At 67.6% G+C, this 17,691-nt stretch carries 15 protein-coding genes; 8 read left to right on the top strand and 7 right to left on the bottom strand.

Annotation, left to right across the window (positions count from 1 at the left end; genetic code table 11):
- Entirely contained in the window at positions 1 to 1,353 is a 1,353-nt protein-coding gene (locus tag OHA25_RS24375) for an MFS transporter (protein ID WP_327589812.1), read from the bottom strand.
- 209 nt (positions 1,354 to 1,562) lie between these two features.
- On the opposite strand from OHA25_RS24375, the gene OHA25_RS24380 reads away from it, so the two are divergent.
- Complete coding sequence (locus OHA25_RS24380) at positions 1,563 to 2,201, top strand: TetR/AcrR family transcriptional regulator (RefSeq protein ID WP_327589813.1); 639 nt, start codon at positions 1,563 to 1,565, stop codon at positions 2,199 to 2,201.
- A 17-nt stretch (positions 2,202 to 2,218) separates the two neighbouring features.
- Positions 2,219 to 3,034: an SDR family NAD(P)-dependent oxidoreductase gene (locus OHA25_RS24385; protein ID WP_327589814.1), complete on the top strand. Its 816-nt coding sequence runs from the start codon at positions 2,219 to 2,221 to the stop codon at positions 3,032 to 3,034.
- A 43-nt stretch (positions 3,035 to 3,077) separates the two neighbouring features.
- Here the strand turns inward: OHA25_RS24385 and uidA are convergent, their stop codons facing one another.
- Together uidA and OHA25_RS24395 are read right to left on the bottom strand one after the other, a co-directional pair.
- On the bottom strand, positions 3,078 to 4,853 hold the full coding sequence (uidA, locus tag OHA25_RS24390) for a beta-glucuronidase (protein WP_327589815.1): 1,776 nt from the start codon (positions 4,851 to 4,853) through the stop codon (positions 3,078 to 3,080).
- Positions 4,853 to 6,052 (bottom strand): family 1 glycosylhydrolase, encoded by a 1,200-nt coding sequence (locus OHA25_RS24395; protein WP_327589816.1) that lies wholly within the window; start codon positions 6,050 to 6,052, stop codon positions 4,853 to 4,855. The genes uidA and OHA25_RS24395 overlap by 1 nt, the downstream gene beginning before the upstream one ends.
- A gap of 93 nt (positions 6,053 to 6,145) precedes the next feature.
- Here OHA25_RS24395 and OHA25_RS24400 point away from each other — a divergent pair, with 93 nt between their 5' ends.
- Entirely contained in the window at positions 6,146 to 6,778 is a 633-nt protein-coding gene (locus OHA25_RS24400) for a TetR/AcrR family transcriptional regulator (protein WP_327589817.1), read from the top strand.
- A 188-nt stretch (positions 6,779 to 6,966) separates the two neighbouring features.
- Here OHA25_RS24400 and OHA25_RS24405 read toward each other — a convergent pair whose 3' ends face one another.
- Complete coding sequence (locus OHA25_RS24405) at positions 6,967 to 9,390, bottom strand: glycoside hydrolase family 2 TIM barrel-domain containing protein (RefSeq protein ID WP_327589818.1); 2,424 nt, start codon at positions 9,388 to 9,390, stop codon at positions 6,967 to 6,969.
- A gap of 47 nt (positions 9,391 to 9,437) precedes the next feature.
- Complete coding sequence (locus tag OHA25_RS24410; RefSeq protein ID WP_327589819.1) at positions 9,438 to 10,463, bottom strand: LacI family DNA-binding transcriptional regulator; 1,026 nt, start codon at positions 10,461 to 10,463, stop codon at positions 9,438 to 9,440.
- A 322-nt stretch (positions 10,464 to 10,785) separates the two neighbouring features.
- On the opposite strand from OHA25_RS24410, the gene OHA25_RS24415 reads away from it, so the two are divergent.
- From OHA25_RS24415 to OHA25_RS24430, 4 genes are read left to right on the top strand one after another with little or no spacing between them, the layout of a single operon-like run.
- Entirely contained in the window at positions 10,786 to 13,005 is a 2,220-nt protein-coding gene (locus tag OHA25_RS24415) for a hypothetical protein (RefSeq protein WP_327589820.1), read from the top strand.
- A 5-nt stretch (positions 13,006 to 13,010) separates the two neighbouring features.
- Positions 13,011 to 14,306 (top strand): ABC transporter substrate-binding protein, encoded by a 1,296-nt coding sequence (locus OHA25_RS24420; protein WP_327589821.1) that lies wholly within the window; start codon positions 13,011 to 13,013, stop codon positions 14,304 to 14,306.
- Complete coding sequence (locus tag OHA25_RS24425; protein WP_327589822.1) at positions 14,303 to 15,235, top strand: carbohydrate ABC transporter permease; 933 nt, start codon at positions 14,303 to 14,305, stop codon at positions 15,233 to 15,235. Before OHA25_RS24420 ends, OHA25_RS24425 begins: the two co-directional genes overlap by 4 nt.
- Positions 15,232 to 16,134, top strand: coding sequence for a carbohydrate ABC transporter permease (locus OHA25_RS24430; RefSeq protein ID WP_327589823.1), 903 nt, complete (start codon positions 15,232 to 15,234; stop codon positions 16,132 to 16,134). Before OHA25_RS24425 ends, OHA25_RS24430 begins: the two co-directional genes overlap by 4 nt.
- A gap of 23 nt (positions 16,135 to 16,157) precedes the next feature.
- Here OHA25_RS24430 and OHA25_RS24435 read toward each other — a convergent pair whose 3' ends face one another.
- Both OHA25_RS24435 and OHA25_RS24440 read right to left on the bottom strand, forming a co-directional pair.
- The gene (locus OHA25_RS24435) at positions 16,158 to 16,439 is read right to left on the bottom strand and encodes a hypothetical protein (RefSeq protein WP_327589824.1); all 282 of its coding nucleotides are present in this window, start codon (positions 16,437 to 16,439) and stop codon (positions 16,158 to 16,160) included.
- Positions 16,415 to 17,059 carry a hypothetical protein gene (locus tag OHA25_RS24440; RefSeq protein ID WP_327589825.1) on the bottom strand — a complete coding sequence of 215 codons (645 nt, stop codon included), beginning with the start codon at positions 17,057 to 17,059 and terminating at the stop codon, positions 16,415 to 16,417. Before OHA25_RS24440 ends, OHA25_RS24435 begins: the two co-directional genes overlap by 25 nt.
- A gap of 140 nt (positions 17,060 to 17,199) precedes the next feature.
- On the opposite strand from OHA25_RS24440, the gene OHA25_RS24445 reads away from it, so the two are divergent.
- Entirely contained in the window at positions 17,200 to 17,637 is a 438-nt protein-coding gene (locus tag OHA25_RS24445) for a VOC family protein (RefSeq protein WP_327589826.1), read from the top strand.
- Positions 17,638 to 17,691: the final 54 nt, after the last annotated feature.

Raw genomic sequence — 17,691 nt, forward strand, 5'->3', positions numbered from 1 at the left:
CTACCGGACGGACTTGACCTTGAACAGGATGAGCAGGCCGCCGATCAGAGCGAGCACGGCCCCGGCAAGGTAAAGCATGGTGTAGTTCTTCTCCGCGCCGGCCGCGCCGATCGTGATGATGAACGGGGCGATGAGCGGGGCGATCGCACTGGGGATCTTCTGGGCGAACGCGACCACCGCCATGTAGCGGCCTGCCTGAGCTCGGTCGGGCAGAACCGCGAAGACGATCGCCTGGTCGACGGCGGCGAACACGGCGATGGCGAGTTGCATCAGCACCGCGCCCACGATCAGCGGCGGCAACGAAGAGGCGAAGGCCTCGACGCAGGCGCCGGCGACGAACAGGAGCGCGCCGATGAAGGTGAACAGCTTGCGCCGGCGGAGCTTGTCGGACAGGAATCCGCCGGCCAGTGCTCCCACGGATGCCGCGACAACGCCCAGGATCCCGATGGAGGCCACGACCCCCGCGACTTCCCTGACGGGCAGGTCGAGGCGCTGGGCGTAGAAGAACGTGCCGAAAGTCGTGTTGAAGTACAGACCCATGAAGAAGATGAAGCGGCCGAGCCAGTTCCACCCGAAGTCGGGATACTTCCTGGGGTTGAAGACGAAGCTCGCGAACAGCTCCTTCGCGCTGACGTGAGTGGAGTGCACGAGATCGTGCGAGCTGCCTTCGGCTTTGAGGATCGGAAGCAGGACGAGCATGACAGTGCCGATGAGTCCGGGCACCATGAACACCAGGAACATGCTCGATGACACGGCGTAGGCGATGCCGATGCCGATCACGGGGGCGATCTGCGTCGTGAGGCCGGTCAGGGCCGACACCCGGCCGCGCTGCTCCTCAGGGACACGATCGGCCTGCAGGTTCTGGATCGCTCCACCCGCCGTCGACCAGCCGATCATCCCGAACACCCATCCCAGACCGATCAGCGGAACGGTGGGCGCAGTGGCGACGACGACCAGCGCGGCCAGACCGAGAAGCGCTCCCATGGCCAGGAAAGGCGCCCGCCGCCCGAACCGCGACCGGGTGCGATCGCTCCACATGCCGATCAGCGGGCTGAGCACGAGATAGACCAGCTGTGCGGTGCCGGTGACGTAGCCCAGCGTCTCTTCCTGCCCTGGCGCGATGTCAGAGATGCGCACGGCGAGCCCGTACGTCAGCGGGACCATGAGCGCGATCGAAGCCCCGAAACTGGCGATCATCAGCAACGCGATGTAGCTCGCGCTGATGCGCTGCAGCGGTGGCGCCGCGATGTCCGTCTGCTCAGGCCTGGGCACGTCGTGGGCGCCCGCCGTCACCGGGCGGGATGCTGCGGCTCCCACGGCGAGGGCGTCACTGTCCGGTCGTTCTTCGACCACTGGGGCTCCTCTTGGGTTGGGTGTTGCCACCGGGCGCGCAGGCCCACCGAATGCAGCTCGCGCTCGGAATCTCTGACGGTCGTGTCCGTGCGCGCCCCCCGCACTAGGCAAAAGTAACCACAGCGGAAACTTTTTAGCAATACTAGACTCAGGACCGATCGAGGCGGGCGACGCCGCCTCGAGGTGCAGCAGCCGACCGAAGGACGTTCGTGACCGCTCCTGAACAGGGCAAGGAACCCGCAAGACGCCGTCGGGGCCCGAACGCCTCCACCCCGGCCCGGCGCGCGCAGATCGTCCGTGCCGCGCTGGAGAGTTTCGCTCAGCACGGTTACGAGCGGGCGTCATTGCGGGACATCGCTGCGCGGGCAGGCGTGACGCACGCGGCGTTGCTCCGCCACTTCTCCGGCAAGGACGAACTCCTCCTGGCCGCGCTGGCCCAGCGGGAAGAGGATGAGGAGAAACTGGCGGAGCAGATCATCCAGTCCGGTCTGGCCGGGGGGAGCGTCCTGAGCGCGGTGCTCCGCGACGAGTTCAAGGACCCCGACTACCAGCGCAACTGGATGGCGCTGGCCATCGCGGCAACCGACCCCGCGCATCCCGCGCACGAGTTCTTCGCCAGCAGGCGCGAGCGCATGCGAACACGCTTCAACAGCAGCCCGCTGCCCACCTCGCGAGACAGCGCGTACCTTTCCGCGGACGAGAAGGTCACTCTGGTGCTGGCCATGGTCGACGGCCTGCGCATCCAGTCCCTGCTCGATCCGTCTCGTGAAACCCTCAGGCTTCTCGAGGTCTTCATGACACTGGTCGTCACCCCTGACGCTTCTCCCGGCACTACCCCTCATTCCTAAACCAAAGGAGACCTTTCATGTCCACTGCCGATGTGTCGGGCAAGTCCCTGGCCGAGCTCGTTTCCCTGAAGGGGCGGCGTGCGGTCGTCACCGGAGGCGGTCGCGGGCTGGGCAAAGCGATCGCGTCGCGCCTGGCCGAGTCCGGCGCGGACCTGCTGATCGGCGACCTCGACGAAGAGCTGGCCGCGACCGCCGCCAAGCAGCTCGCCGAGCGCCACGGGGTGCGCGCGATCGGCGTCGCCATGGACGTCACCGATGCGGGGGCCGTGGCCACCGCGGCCGACCGCGTGGTCGCCGAACTCGGCGGCCTGGAGGTCTGGGTGAACAACGCCGGCATTTTCCCGGCCGTACCCCTGCTGGAGATGACCGAGGAAACGTGGGACCAGGTGTTCGCTGTGAACGCGCGGGGCACGTTCGTCGGTGCGCGCGAGGCGGCGCGGCGCATGTCAGCCGCGGGCAAGGGCGGTGTCATCGTGAACATCGTCTCGACCGCCGGCTTCCGCGGCAGCGCGCCGGGCCTGGCCGCCTACGTCGGCTCCAAGCACGCCGCCCGCGGCCTCACGCGCGAGCTCGCCCTCGAACTGGCTCCGCTGGGCATCCGCGTGCTGGAGGTCGCGCCGAGCTTCGTCCCCACGGAGGGCAACATGATGATGGCCGCGGCCGCAGGCGTGAACCTCGACGACATCCCGCCGACCGACCTCATGTTGAACAGCCCGATCGGCCGGATCGGCACCCCGGACGACATCGCGCGCGTCGCCCTGTTCTGCGCCTCGGACCTGTCGGCCTTCATGACCGGCAGCACCCTGCTCGCCGACGGCGGCGACACCGCCTGAGCGGACATCGACCGGCCGGGAGATGCCGTGCGTCGCCGGTGCCCTACTCCGTGCGCGACGGTTTGCGGCCGGCGAGCGGCTTCCAGCGTGCCCGCAGCGCGTGGGCGGCGGCTTTGGGTCTGCGGTCGCGGGTGAACACGCCCTTTTTGTTGCCGTCGACGCGGTGGATGCCGTGGGAGGTCTGGAAGTCGGCGAAGTTCCACACGTGCTCGCCGATGAACGCCTCGATGCGGTCGAAGACGCGGTGGTTCATCTCGAGGTAGGCCTGCTGGTATTCCTCGGTCCACGGGGTGTCCCACACCGAGTGCAGGCCGGGCATGGTGTCGGCGCCGTACTCGCTCATCATGATCGGCTTGCCGTACTTGCCGGCCCAGCCGCGCAGGTCGTGCTCCAGGTAGGTCTCGGCGGTGGCGAGGTCGCCGGTGGCGACGTACCAGCCGTAGTAGCGGTTGATGCACAGGACGTCGAAGAGGTCGGCGATGCGGTCGTTCTCATGCGTGGCGAAGATCACGGCCGCGTAGCTCACCGGGCGGGTGGGGTCGAGCTTGTGGGTGAGCTCCACCAGCGGCTCGAAGTACTCGCGTGCGCCCTCCTCGTTGGAGGACGGCTCGTTGGCGATGCACCACATGACGACGCTGGGGTGGTTCTTGTCCCGGGCGATCAGCTCGCGGATCGCCTGGGCGTGCGCCTCGCGGGTGGCCTCGCCGAAGGTCTCCGGTGAGAAGGTGGGCCGGGGCGGAGCGCCGGTGAGGCCGGAGGCGACGGCGAGGTTGAGGCCGACGGCGGCGGTCTCGTCGATGACGACGATGCCGTGCCGGTCGGCGAACTCCATCACCTCTTCGGCGTAGGGGTAGTGCGAGGTGCGGAAGGAGTTGGCGCCGATCCAGTCCATGAGCTGGAAGTCGTGGACGAGGTAGGCGTTGTCATGACCTTTGCCGCGTACGGGCGTGTCCTCGTGCTTGCCGAAGCCGGTGAAGTAGAACGGCTCGCCGTTGATGAGGAACTGCGTGCCGCGCACCTCCACGGTCCGTACGCCGAACGGCTGGGTGTAGCTGTCGATCACCTGGTCGCCGTCGAGCACTTCGACGAGCAGGTCGTAGAGGTAGGCCGCGCCCGGCCGCCACGGCGTCACGTCGTCGATGCGCAGGGTGCCGTACGCACTGTCCGCCGTCGCGACCTCCGTGCCGGTGGCGTCGAGCGCTCGCACCCGGACCGGGGCGGGTGCGCTGGTCTGGATCGCATACTCGACCGTGCCGGTTCTTTCGTCGAGGGCGGTCACGATCGTGATGTCCTCGACGTGCACGGGCGGGCGGCTGCAGAGCCACACCGAGCGGGCCAGGCCCGCGTAGTTGTAGAAGTCGTGCAGGTACGTCTGCCGGCGCCGCCCGTCGGCGGTGACGGTGATCGTGCCGGGCGGGATCGTCGTGTCGGTCAGTTCGTTGTTGACGCCGATGGTGAGGCGGAACTCCTGCCCGGCGCGCACGTGCTCGGTGATGTCGGCGTCGAACGGCGTGTAGCCGCCGGTGTGCTCGGCGACGAGGACGTTGTCCACGTAGACGCGGCCGCGGTGGGTGGCGGCGTCGACGCGCAGGACGACGTGCTCGCCGGCCCAGCCGCGCGGCACCCGCACCTGGCGCTGGTACCAGGCCCAGCCCACGTGGTCGCGGATCGCGCTGTCGGTGAACAGGTCGTTGTAGCTGGCCGGGACCGCCGCCTCCAGCGTGGTGTCCAGCGGGCCGGGGCCGCCGTCGAGGGCGAAGCGCCACAGGCCGTCGAGGTTCACCAGCTCGCGGGTGGGGGTGGAACGCGGTCGCAGCATCAGATCTCCCCGCGGCGGGCGACCTCGCCCAGCCAGGCCAGGCTCGGCTTGGGGTGCCGCTCGAACGTGGTGCGGTCGACGGCGATGAGACCGAAGGTCGGCTCCCAGTGGCCCCACTCGAAGTTGTCCAGAGCGGTCCAGTGGAGGTAGCCCCGGACGTCGATGCCGTCGTTCATCGCGGCGGACAGGTGGCCGAGGGCCTCGGAGGTGTAGGCGATCCGCCGCGTGTCGTCGGGAGTGGCGATGCCGTTCTCGGTGATGAGGATCGGGGTGCGGCCGGTCGTCTCCCAGGCGTGCCGGACCGCGATGCCGAGCGCGTCGGGCCGGTAGGCGTTGCCGGTCATCGTGTTGTCCGGGTGCTGCGGGTGCGGGACGACGCCGTTCTCGTCGACGGCCTGGCTGGAGTAGGACTGCACGCCGATGAAGTCGTCACCGCGGGCCGCCTCCAGGTAGAGGTCCTCGCGGACGTAGCGCACCTCGCGCAGCTTGTCCTCGTTGCCGGGGGTCGCGGTGAGCGACTGGCAGGCCACCGTCCAGCCGACGGCCGCCCCGGTGTGCTGCTTCAGGACCGCGCGGGCCGCGTCGTGCGCCTCGGCCAGCCGCGCGCCGATCTTGGGGTCGGGGTCGGGCAGCACGGGTCGTGCGGCGCCTTCGACGGTGGGGCTCATCCACTCCTCGGGGGACCGCTGGGTCTGTGCGTCCCGGGCCATCCCGATCATGAGGGCGAGCATGTTGGGCTCGTTGAGCGTGCACACCCATTCGACGCCGTCGAGAATGCTCGCGGCCTCCCGGACGTAGGCCTCGAAGCGCTCGATCGCCTGGTTGCCCAGCCATCCGCCGGTCTCGGCGAACCACCGCGGGTTCGTGAAGTGGTGCAGGGTGACGACTGGGGTGAGACCCAGGTCCAAGGCGGTGTCGATCATCCTGCGGTAGTGGGCGAGCTCGGCTCGGGAGAACGCCCCGGGAACCGGCTCGATGCGGGCCCATTCGATGCCGAAGCGGTAGGCGTTGAGCCCGGCCTCGGCCAGCAGGCGCATGTCCTCGGCGTAGCGGTGATAGCTGTCGACCGCGTCGCCGCTGCGCTGCATGCCGGGCATCTGCTGTTCGAGAGCCCACCAGTCGCTGTTGACGTTGTTGCCTTCGATCTGGTGCGGCGCTGTGGCCGCACCCCAGAGGAACCTGGAGGGGAGCTGGGGCATGGTTGAGTTCCTTGCTCGAGACCATGGGTTGTGACGCTGGCGCCAAACGCTAGCATGAAAACCGAAACGCGATACTAATTTGGAGGAGCGTCCATGGCGGCATCCGGCAACCGCGGCCCGTACGCGAAGACGGCGGCGGTGCGGCGGCGCGTCCTCGAGGCCTGCGTGGACGCCTTCGGCGAAACCGGCTTCTACGGCGCGACCATGAAGGACATCGCCAAGCGCGCGGGCATCAGCCACACCGGGCTGCTGCACCATTTCCCGCGGAAGGAGGACCTGCTCCTCGGGGTGCTGGAGCTGCGCGACGAACGCGGTACCGAGTTCCTGGAATCGGCCAAGGTGCTGGACCCCGCGGCCGATCCCATCGAGACGCTCAAGGGCATGATCGCCGTCATCGTCGACAACGAACTGCAGCCTGGGCTCATGGAGCTGCACTGCGTCGTGTCAGGCGAGGCCACCTCTCCCGATCACCCCGCGCACGCCTACTATGCCGAGCGCTACCGCAATCTCCGCCGCTTCTACGCCGACACCTTCACCGCGCTCGTCGAGCGCAACGGACTGCGCCCGACGATCGACCCCGAGACGCTGGCCACCATGACCATCTCCCTCATCAACGGCCTGCAGGCCCAGTGGCTCTTCGACCGCGACTCCGTCAAGGTCGAGTCCGCGATCCGCCAGTTCCTCCTCTCGGTCATCCCGGGGCTGCCACACGAGGCCTTCTCGTAGGGCCTGCGCCTCATTCCTACGGCTTCAGGCATGGCGCGTACCGCTGACTTGCCGACCCCCGCCGCCCGCACGCAGGCAACGGAACCCCCGCTCATGCCCGCCTTCCACTTCGCCTCCGCCGTCGCAGGCGCCTTCCCTGGCACCTGGCACCGGCCGATGAGAGCGACCCTCGTCGCCATCGAACGTGGTCACCGGTCCGGCTTTTCCACCGTGACCAGCACGTCGACCGGGTCGCAGTCTGGGGCGGCGGCGGTCAGGCGGATGGTGCCGGGCGCGGTCGGCTTTACCACAGCGAGCGCGCGCCCCTGGTAGGTGTGGTGCTCGGTAGCGTCGAACCGTTCCTTGGTCGACGGGTCGGCGCTGCCGAAGCCGATCAGCGTCCCGTCACCGGAGACGTCCACCCGCACGGGCCGGTCGGCTGCGGTGTGCACTGTCCCGGCCGAATCGACCAGGGTGAAGGTGACAAAGGCGAGGTCGCCGACACCCGCCGTGATGACCGGTCGATCGGCTACGGCCTGCAGCACAACGGGGCCGGTCGCGGTGCGCTGGATATCGCGGCCGGATTCGACGCCGTCGCGGTAGGCGATCGCGAGCAGTTCGCCTGGCTCGTAGGCGGTCTCGAACTCGGTGCGGAAGCGGTGTTGTTCGCCGACCGGGTTGCGTCCGAGGGAGCGGCCATTGACCAGCAGTTCGACCTCGTCCGCGGCGCTGTACACCTCGACGATGATCGGGTCGGTTTCGTGGCCGGGCCAGGTCCAGCCGGCGAGGGTGTCGCTCCAGGCCCACCGGCTGCTCATGACGGTCTTGCCACGGTGCTGCGGCCGCTGGACCGCGATATAGGGCTGGACGCGCAGGCCGAAAACGATCTCCCGGTAGTAGGAGACGGGAAGTCGGTGGCCGGTGATGTCGAGGTCACCGCAGCCGGCCAGCAGGTACGGATATGGCGCGGTGAACGTGGGATGCGGAGTGTCCGATGTGGAGTACTGCGGCCGGCCGATACCGACCTCGCCCAGATAGTCCCAGCCGGTCCAGGTGAAATCGCCGATGACATGGCTGTGCTGCTCGACCAGTCGCCAGTTGTCGTCAATGCGGGTCGGGAAGGTCTCCGTGCCCAGGATGATCCGGTTCGGGAACAGCGTGCGGTCGCTCGCGTAGCGGATTTCCGAGTAGTTCATCCCCGCCACGTCGAGCACGCTGTAGGACTCGGCGGTGCGGGTGGTGACCAGTTCGGAGGCGGCGACGGCGTTCACGTCGAATCCGCTGTTGGCCATCAGGGTGTTGATGCCGGTGTCCTCGCCTCCCTGGGCTCGCAGGTCAGTGAGATCGGGCAGCAGAGCCAGCAGGTTGTTGATCGCGTTGGTGAGGAAGCGGGTGTCGTCCAGCGCACGAACCTTCTCGGCGAGTCTGCGGCCCCACATGGCCCCAGTGGCTGAGCCGGTTTCGGGGATTTCGTTGCCGAGGGAGTAGAGGACGACGCTGGGATGGTTGTAGTCCTTGGCCACCATCGCCTCGATATCGCGTTCCCACCATTCGGGGAAGTTGAGGCTGTAGTCGAACGGGTTCTTGCCCCAGGTCCACATATCGAACGCCTCGTCCACCACGAGCATGCCGAGGCGGTCGCAGGCGTCGAGCATCGCGATGCTCATGGGGTGGTGCGACATGCGGATCGCGTTGAATCCCGCGTTCTTGAGCAGCCGCACGCGGCGCTCCTCGGCTTGGGCGAACGTGGCGGCGCCCAGCGGTCCGTTGTCGTGGTGCACGCACGCGCCGCGCAGCTTGACCGTCTCGCCGTTGATCCGTAACCCGTGCTCGGGGTCCAGCCGCAAGGACCGGATGCCGAAGGCGACCTCCACGGCGTCGATGTCCGTCAGGGACACCGCACACGTGTGCAGTGCGGGCGAGTCCGGGCTCCACAGCGAGGGGTCGCGGACGTAGAGGCGCTGGCGAGCGATGCCCGGTTCGCGGGGCTGTACCGTGATCGGCGTGGTGTCGGATGCGACGACGGTTCCCGTGGCATCGCGGATCTCCGTGACCAGTTGGACCGTGCGGATGTCGATCGAGTCGTTCTCGATCGTGGTCGCGACCTCCACCACCGCGCGTTCGGTGTCGATGTCCGGGGTGGTGACGCGGACGCCGTCCGGGCTGATGCGGACCACATCGCCGACGAGCAGCCAGGTGTCGCGGTAGATGCCCGCGCCGGAGTACCAGCGCGAGTCCTGATGGGTGCGGCACTCCACCCGGATCTCGTTGTTCTCGCCGAACCGCAGGAACCGGTCGGCGTCGATGAAGAATCGCGAGTATCCGTACGGGCGCTGCCCGGCGTAGTTTCCGTTGACGAACACGGTGGCGTCCCGGTAGACGCCCTCGAACTCCAGCATGACCCGCTTGCCCCGGTGCTCCTCGGGCGCGAAGAACGTCTTGCGGTATTCGTACGCCCCACCGGGGAAATAGGCGGTCGCGGCGCCGTCCATGGTGGGCTCGCGGTCGCGGGTGATCATCGCGTCGTGCGGCACCGTCACCGGCTCGTACGGGACCGCGGTTCCGGCCAGTTTGGCAAAAGGATTGACCTTCGGACGGAACTGCCAGCTGTCGTTGAACGATGTGCGGATCACGTAACTCCTCAGTCGCCATGTGCATGCGGGGTGAGCGGCACGTGCCCTCACCCCGTCGGCATCTGCGTTTCGGCATCGGCAGGACGTGGATGGGGGGACGCGGTGGAGCGCCGGACGACCAGGCTCGGAATGACCGAGAAGTGCACCGCCGCCGAGCGGCCCTCAATGCGTTCGAGCAGCAGCCGCCCGGCCGTCCGGCCCATGACGACTCCGTCCTGGTTGACGGTGGTCAACGCGATGTTGGGATGAGCGGCCAGTCTGGTGTTGTCGTAGCCGGCCACGGAGACGTCGTCGGGGACGGACAGGCCGGCCTCGTGCAGCGCGGCCAGGACGCCGAGAGCCGCCTCGTCGGCACCGGCGAAGATCGCGGTGGGGCGCGGAGAGCGGCTCAGCAGTTCGCGGGCGCCGTGGTAGCCGCCTTCCTCGGAGTAGGAGGTCGCGGCGACGGCGATCTCGTCGGCGAACCCGTGCTCGCGCATCACTCGCTCGTAGGTGTCGGCTCTGATGTGCGGCATCTGGTCGGCCGGCCGGCCGGGCTCCTGCTGGAAGGTGATGTGCCCGATGCGACGGTGGCCGAGCCCGATCAGGTGTTCCATGACGAGCTCGGAGCCGATGCGGTCGTCGTCGACGATCGAGTCGTACGCCGGCGACCGGTCGTGCCGGCCGAGCACCAGGGTGGGGATCTCGCGTGCCACTTGCTCCAGCTGTGCGCGGCCGGAAAGTGGAGCGATCAGGAGGATGCCGTCCACCTGCCGGTCAATCAGTGCGTCCAGGGCACGTTTCTCGGTCTTGTCGCGGGTGCCTCCCTGGATCATGATCGCCTGGTAATCGGACTCGGTGAGCTGATCCACCAGGCCGGTCATGATCTCGGCGTAGAACGGGATCCCGATGTGCTGCATGAGAACGCCGATGGTGAACGACCGTCCGCGCAGCGCCCGCGCGGCCGCCTGAGGGCGATAGCCGAGCTCGTCGATGGCCCGCTTGACGCGGTCTCGCATGGACTCGCTGACGCCGTAGTCGTTGCGGATGACCTTGGAGACGGCCGCCTTGGAGACTCCGGCGTGTTTCGCCACGTCAGAAATGGTCACTCTTCGTCGTCGCTCAGGCGCGACCATGGGGATCCCTTCTCGAACCGAGTCCTGCCGATTCTACGGTGCCGAGATCGTCGCGCACGTAGACCGGTCTATGCAAGATAGCCGAAGATCGAAAAAGTCCCCATCTTGGCTACCAGTTACGCCGTAGACCGGTACACATTTTTCCTTGACCTGTTCGCGGCGTAACGGCTACGTTAACTCGCATTCGGGGCCCTGCCCCGCCCCCTGCCGACGACTCCGTGTCGAACAGCAGTCCCTGCATCCCCCGCAGCTGAGACTCAAGATTCAAGGAAAGGCGAGGATGCCCGAAGCAATCGACCGGCGTCACCTCGTGCGACGGCACAACCCCGTGCTGACGTCCGCGCACCCCGCTGACGTCCTCACGGTCGGCAACGGTGACATCGCGCTCACGGTCGACATCTCCGGACTGCAGACGTTCCCGTCCTTCCACGAGCTTGTCCCCGATCCGCACCGCGTCGTTCACGATGGGCTGTCCGGCTTGCCCGAGCAGCGCCCGCGCGTCTTCGACGCCGACGACTTCCAGATCCCCTTGCGCACCCAGTCGACCTGGGGCTGGTACGAGACGCGCACCGACCGGGAGCTCCGACTCGAGGACGCGACCACCTTGTACGAGACGTCCCGCGGCCCGGTGCCCTATCTCGACCGCATGGGTCTCCAACGTGCCGGCGATCCGATTGCCGACGAGTTCGTCGCGGGCGCATGGTTCCACTTCAATCCCCGCCGCGCTCACCTCGGCCGTCTCGCTCTGGTCCGCCCCGACGGGACGGGGCTCGACGATCCGGCCGCGTTGTCCGACGTCCGCACCGAGCTCGACCTGTGGACGGGGTCGGTCCAGGCCGCATACGTCCTCGACGGCGAGGGCGTCCACGTCACCACCGTCGCCGACCCGCGGGATCACTGCTTCGCCGTGCGGGTCGAGTCCGACGTGCTGCTCCGTGGATGGGGCGTTGCATGGGTGTTCGACGAACAGCCGGACGACCTCGCCGCCTTCGAACTCCCGCTCGCGCAAGAGACGGTCTGGGACCAGCGGACGGAGGACCACTGGAACGCCCGGCGCACGGTGGAAGCGCTGGCCTACAGCGTCAGCGTCCGCACCACCGGCAGCCTGCGGAAGGGAGCCGAGTCCGTCGTCGCGCACACAGACGCCAAGGTCCTCGAGGTCGTTGTGACGCTGACGCCGGATCATCGCCGGCAGCAGGACAAGGACGGTTTCTCCGCCGTCAGCGAATCCGCGCAGACATGGTGGGCAGAGCACTGGAGCACCGGTGCCGCGGTCAGCCTCGCGGGGAGCACGGACGCGCGCGCTGCAGAGCTCGAACGTCGCATCGTTCTCTCGCAGTACCTCATGGCCGTCAACAGCGCCGGCGTCACGCCTTCCGCGGAGTCCGGTCTGACGTACAACACCTGGTCGGGGAAGTTCCACCTCGAGATGCACTGGTGGCATGCGGCGCATTTCCCGATGTGGGGTCGAGGGCACCTGCTCGAGCGCAGCATGCGGTGGTATCACGGCGCCTTGGAGGCGGCGAAGGCGACCGCCCGCCGGCAGGGGTACCGCGGAGCCCGCTGGCCGAAGCAGACCGATCCGTCCGCGCGCGAGTCGCCGAGCAACATCGGCGTCTTCCTCCTGTGGCAGCAGCCGCACGTGATCTACCTGCTGGAGTTGCTGCGTGGCGAGGGGCGCGACGAGTCGTTCCTGCGTCGCCACTACCCGCTCGTCGAGGCGACCGCCGACTTCATGGCCGACTTCGCCGAGGAACGCGACGGATCGTTCGGGCTGCCGCCTCCGCTCATCCCCGCGCAGGAGAGCTACCTCGTCGACCGGGCGACGAACGCCGATCCGACCTTCGAGCTGGCGTACTGGTCGTGGGCGCTCGGCGTGGCGAACGAGTGGAGAACTCGGCTCGGTCTCGAACCGAACGAGGAGTGGGACCGGGTGGCGCGGAACCTGCGCAGGCCCGCATTGCTGCCCGATGGCACATACGCCGCGATCGCGACGCCCCCGCAGCTCATCCGTAAGGATCACCCGTCCATGCTCATGGCGTTGGGGTGGCTACCGGATACCGACCTCGTGGACCCGGCCACGATGTCCGCGACGCTCGATTCCGTATGGGAGCACTGGGACCTGCAGTCCAGCTGGGGCTGGGACTACCCCGTCATGGCGATGACCGCGGCCCGCCTCGGCGACGTCGGCCGTGCCATCGACGCCCTCCTGCTCCCGTCGCCCAAGAACGTGTTCCTCCCCAACGGACACAACCCGCAAATGCCGGGATTCCTCACGATTTATCTGCCGGCGAACGGAGGACTGCTGGCCGCGATGGCGCACATCGCCACGGCGGTGGACCAGGGCGCGGAGCTTCCCGACGGCTGGCTGATCACGTCAGAAGGACTGGGCGCGCTTCCCCGCCCCAGCTTCATGTCCTCATGCACACGGAAGGAGAAACGGTTAGCCGCCAGCCGGCCGACATGGTCGGCGAACCCCATCCAAGGCTTCCAAAGGTGAGGACCATGGGTACAAACTCCACAACACGCGGCGCTCGTCGCCGCACCATCATCGCGGCAGGATCAATGGCGATTGTCGGGGCGCTTGCTCTGGCAGGCTGTTCGTCGTCCGACGAATCCGCCACCGGGGACGTCGGACTGACATTCATGAACCAGTCGCGCGGACAAGAGGCCGCGCTCACCCAACTCGCGCAGCAGTACACGAAAAAGACCGGCGTCAAGATCACCATTGACACGCCTGGGCCGGCCGACTACCTGCCCAAGCTCCAGGCGAAGGCGCAGTCCAGATCCATGCCCGATATCTATTCGTCGTTCGACGCGACTCAGATGGCGCCGTTCTACAAGGCCGGCTGGGCGATGGACCTTTCTTCCCAGTTGAACGCCGGTTGGAGTAAGAACTTCAGCCCCGCCGTGCTCAAGATGTCGACGTTCAAGGAGGGCAACAACCTCGGGGTCAAGCCCGGCATCTACTCGGTGCACTGGGAAACGCAGACGTACGGCTTCCTCATCAATCCCGCGCTGACCGGATTGTCGCTGAAAAATCCGCCCGCGACGACGGCCGCGTTCATCGATGCGCTCGCCACCGCGGACGGAGCGGATTTCTCCATTGCGGCCTCGCAGACGCCGTACTTCATCCAGGCCCTCGCCTCGAACTGGCTGACGGACGCCGAGATCGAGGCAACCCTCAACGGCAAATCGAGTTGGAATCAGGACGGCTGGCGCAACGCCTTCCAATTCCTGGTCGACCTGAAGAAGGCCGGCGTCATCGCCAACGGCGCTCTTCCCGGCGGCCAGGACGACAACCCCAGCGTGGAGTCGTCCTTCTTCACCAAAAAGATGGGCGCGATCTTCGACGCCTCTCCCGGCGTCTCGGTGGGTCTGAGGACGAACCCGGAGTTCGAGGACTACTTCTCCACCGGGCTTCCCACGGCTCCCGGAAACGCCCACGAGCCGCGCTCGCCGGGTATCCCTGGGAAGGGCGCGGTGATCAACCCGAGGGGCGGGGATCATGAGAAGGCGCTCGCGTTCGTGAAGTGGCTGACCGAGCCCGAGCAGCAGGCGGTGTTCGCCAAGGTCGCTCGCATCCTCCCCACCAACCCGGAACTCCTCGCCGGCGCGGACATCCCCGACCAGCTTGCGGGCTTCGCCGCCGGCGTGAAGGGCATGCAAGTCATGTCAGCGACCTTCACGCCTGACGTGAACACCGCGATCAAGGCGGAGTCCCAGCGCCTGGTGCTGGGCGAGGCGACGGTGGACGACGTACTTGCCACCATCCAGGCGGCGCAGGATCGCACGTCATGACGACGTGGCAACTCGCGGTTCCCGCGCGGCGGCCTTCAGCGCCGCGCGGGAGGCGCACTCTCCGGCGCAACCTGATCGGCTGGTTGTTCCTGGCTCCGGCCGTCGCGCTCATCGGGATCTTCACGATCACACCGTTCGCGCAGGCGATCCTGCTGAGCTTCCAGTCCTGGGACGGCGTCAGCCCCGACACCCCATGGGTGGGGCTGGCCAACTACGACTTCGTCGCATCCGACCCGATCTTCTGGGCGTCCATGCGCAACGTCCTCTTCTTCGGTGCCGTCGGTTTCATCCTCGGCAACGGAATCGCCCTGGTCATGGCGCTGGCCGTCAACAGCGTCACCCGCGGCAAGACGTTCTTCCGCACCGTCTTCTACTTGCCGGGCGTGTTGTCGGTGGTCGTCGTCGGCCTGCTGTTCTCGTTCATCCTGGCCCCTGGATCCGGCATCCTCAATCGGCTCCTCGGCCTGGTGGGGTTGGGCACGCTGGAGCAGAACTGGCTGGGCGAGCCGGCCGTCGCGCTGCCCGCCGTGGCGGCGGTGTTCGTGTGGTTCCACTGGGGTTTCGGCTTCCTGCTCTTCCTCGCGGGGCTGCAAGACGTGCCGAAAGAACTGTACGAGGCCGCCGAACTCGACGGCGCGAACCGCTGGTCGAAGTTCCGCTACGTCACCTGGCCGCAGCTGGCTCCGGTCACGTCGATCGTGAGTCTCCTCACCCTGCTCGCCGCGCTCCAGATCTTCGGGACCGTGCAGGTGCTGACCAACGGCGGACCGGGTCACCACACGATGGTGCCGACCCTCGCGATCTACAACGAGGCGTTCGTCAACTGGCGTTACGGCAGTGCCGCGGCCATGTCGGTCATCTTCGGCGGCGCCCTCGTGCTGCTGTCCGTGATCCAGCTCGCGATCACCAGGCGGAGGTCCCGCGTATGAGCAGCCGGACGACCGACGCGATGTCCGTCGCTTCAGCACCGGCCGGCACGGCCGAAGGCGGGACTCGTCCACCTCGACGGGGAGTACGCCTCGACAAGGTCGGCCTGTACGGACTGCTGGGCGTCGCCGCACTGATCGCGCTGTTCCCTCTGCTGTGGATGCTGTCCGGATCTCTGCAGAGCCTCAAGGAACTGCTCGCGAACGACAGCTTCCTGCCCGCCGACCCGCAGTGGGACAACTACGTCACCGCATGGGTTCAGGGGGAACTCGGCATCTACCTGCGCAACAGCGTGATCTACACGGGATCCGCCGTCATCGGCATTCTGCTGGTGTCCAGCCTCGCCGGGTACGCGCTCGCACGACTCGACTTCGCGGGCAAGGGCGTGTTCACGTTCGTCATCCTCGCCGTGATGATCATCCCTGCCCCCGCCATGTTCCTCGCGCAGTACAAGCTGCTCATCTCACTCGGCCTGACGAACAATCCCGTGGGCTACGTGCTGATCCTGATCACCTCGGGCATCCCGATGTCGACGCTCATCATGCGCAGCTTCTTCGTCAGCCAGCCCCGCGCTCTGGAGGAGGCGGCCGCGCTCGACGGCGCCGGTCCGCTGCGCATCTTCTGGAACGTCATCCTTCCGCTGGCACGGCCCGGCCTCGCCGCCGTGGCAGTCATCCAGGGGCTGGGGGTGTGGAACGAGTACCTCATGGCGCTCGTTCTGTTCGACGACAACTCGCTCATGCCCGTCCAGCGCGGTCTGACCGCCTTCACCTCCGCCGAGACGCCACAGCAGCAGATCCTCCTGGCCGCCACCACCATCTCGATCGTGCCGGTTGTGATCTTCTACCTCATGGCGCAGCGTCACATCGTGAAGGGCATCGGCGCCGGCGCGATCAAGTAAACAGCGCCGCCGACGCCGGCCGATCAGCGCGCCGGGCCGAGGCGGGACCAGCTCCGCTCGTCGGACCACTGTGAGGCCGGATCGATGTAGGCACGCAGCAACTCACCGAGTTCCGTGTCGCCACGGTCGCGAAGTTCGTCGGCCGCGAGCCTCCGAGCGACTCCGGCCAGCACATCGGCCACCTGGACCCGCGGATCCGTACGCGAGTCCACCTGCCTGAACCAGAGGCGGCGCTCCGATGGCAGGAGTTGGTGTTCGAGCCGCCGGACGCGCCGCTCGGTCAGGGCGGACTGCTCGTCGTGCACGATCGACACGTCGCTCGCGCCGCCGCGGCTCCAATGGAGAATGGTCCTGGCACGCGACTGCCTCCGTCGAGTTTCGCGAGCGTCTCGACCAGATCGACGAACGCATCCACGGGCTCACGCACGTTCCGGGGCCTCTTCGTCCGGAGGACGGCATTGGCCGCCACCAGGAAAGCTTGCCACCGATCACGGCCGAACGTGCCGGGACCTTCACGGCTGAGCGTGGCCGCCAGCCCGGTGAGCCGCCGATCGGCGACCACACCGGCGCTCGCCGCCTCCGCGGACTGCCCGAGGACGAAGTCGAGGAGTCTGCCGACGACGAAATAGGCCTTCTCGGTGAGATGGACGAAGGCATTGCCATGGATGGGCCCGGCCGGGCCGAGCAAACTCGTCAACGTGGACCGATCCGCGCGGAGCACATGCGACGCCTTGTGCACCTGCCTCACGTGCCCGTCGCGACCGCCGAGCTCGCGAGGGCACTCCGCGGCCTCGCCGACGCTCAGCCGGACACTGGCGTACGCGATGACGTCCGAGTTTCCGGCCACGAGGTTGGCGCCCTCCCAGCCCGACTCGTCGCAGGCGATCTCGCGAGCCGGCGTGATGGTGGGATGTGGCGTCTCCACGCTGGCATGATCGACCCTCGATCCCCGCTCCCGCCACCGGATTTTCACCCGTTCCGACGCGGCCTCCAAGGGTGGTACCAGCTGTCCTCCCGCCGGACCGTCTCTGGTTACCGGCTCGGCCGACAGCCAATCTCGTTCACATGAGCATGACCTTCTCCCACGACCATGTCGGCATCAGCGTGACGCCCGAGGATCTCGACACCACCCTCCAGTGGTACGCGACCAAGCTCGGTTTCGTCCTTGACCAGCGGTTTGAATCCCACGGAACGACGTTCGTCTTCATCGTCAACGGAGACGTCACGATCGAGCTGCTCGCGGGCGCCTCGAACCGCCGTGAGGCGCCCACCCGCGACATTCTCACGAGCATGGACCCGGAGCGCCTGCACCATTTCTGCCTCGCCGTCGAGGATCTCGACGCGACCGTGTCCCAGTTGCGCGACCGCGACGTGCCGCTGATCGGCGGGCCCATGGACGTGCCCGCGATCGGTCAGCGCATCGCCTTCATCACCGACAACCTGGGCAACATCATCGAGCTCACCGAGCCCGGCACCCTGCCCGCGACGATAACGGTCCGATGAAGGTCGGTGGTGTTTGCGGCCTGCGCCCGGCGTCGGTTCGTCGGTTTCGCCACG

The sequence above is a fragment of the Nonomuraea sp. NBC_00507 genome (assembly GCF_036013525.1).
GTDB lineage: Bacteria > Actinomycetota > Actinomycetes > Streptosporangiales > Streptosporangiaceae > Nonomuraea.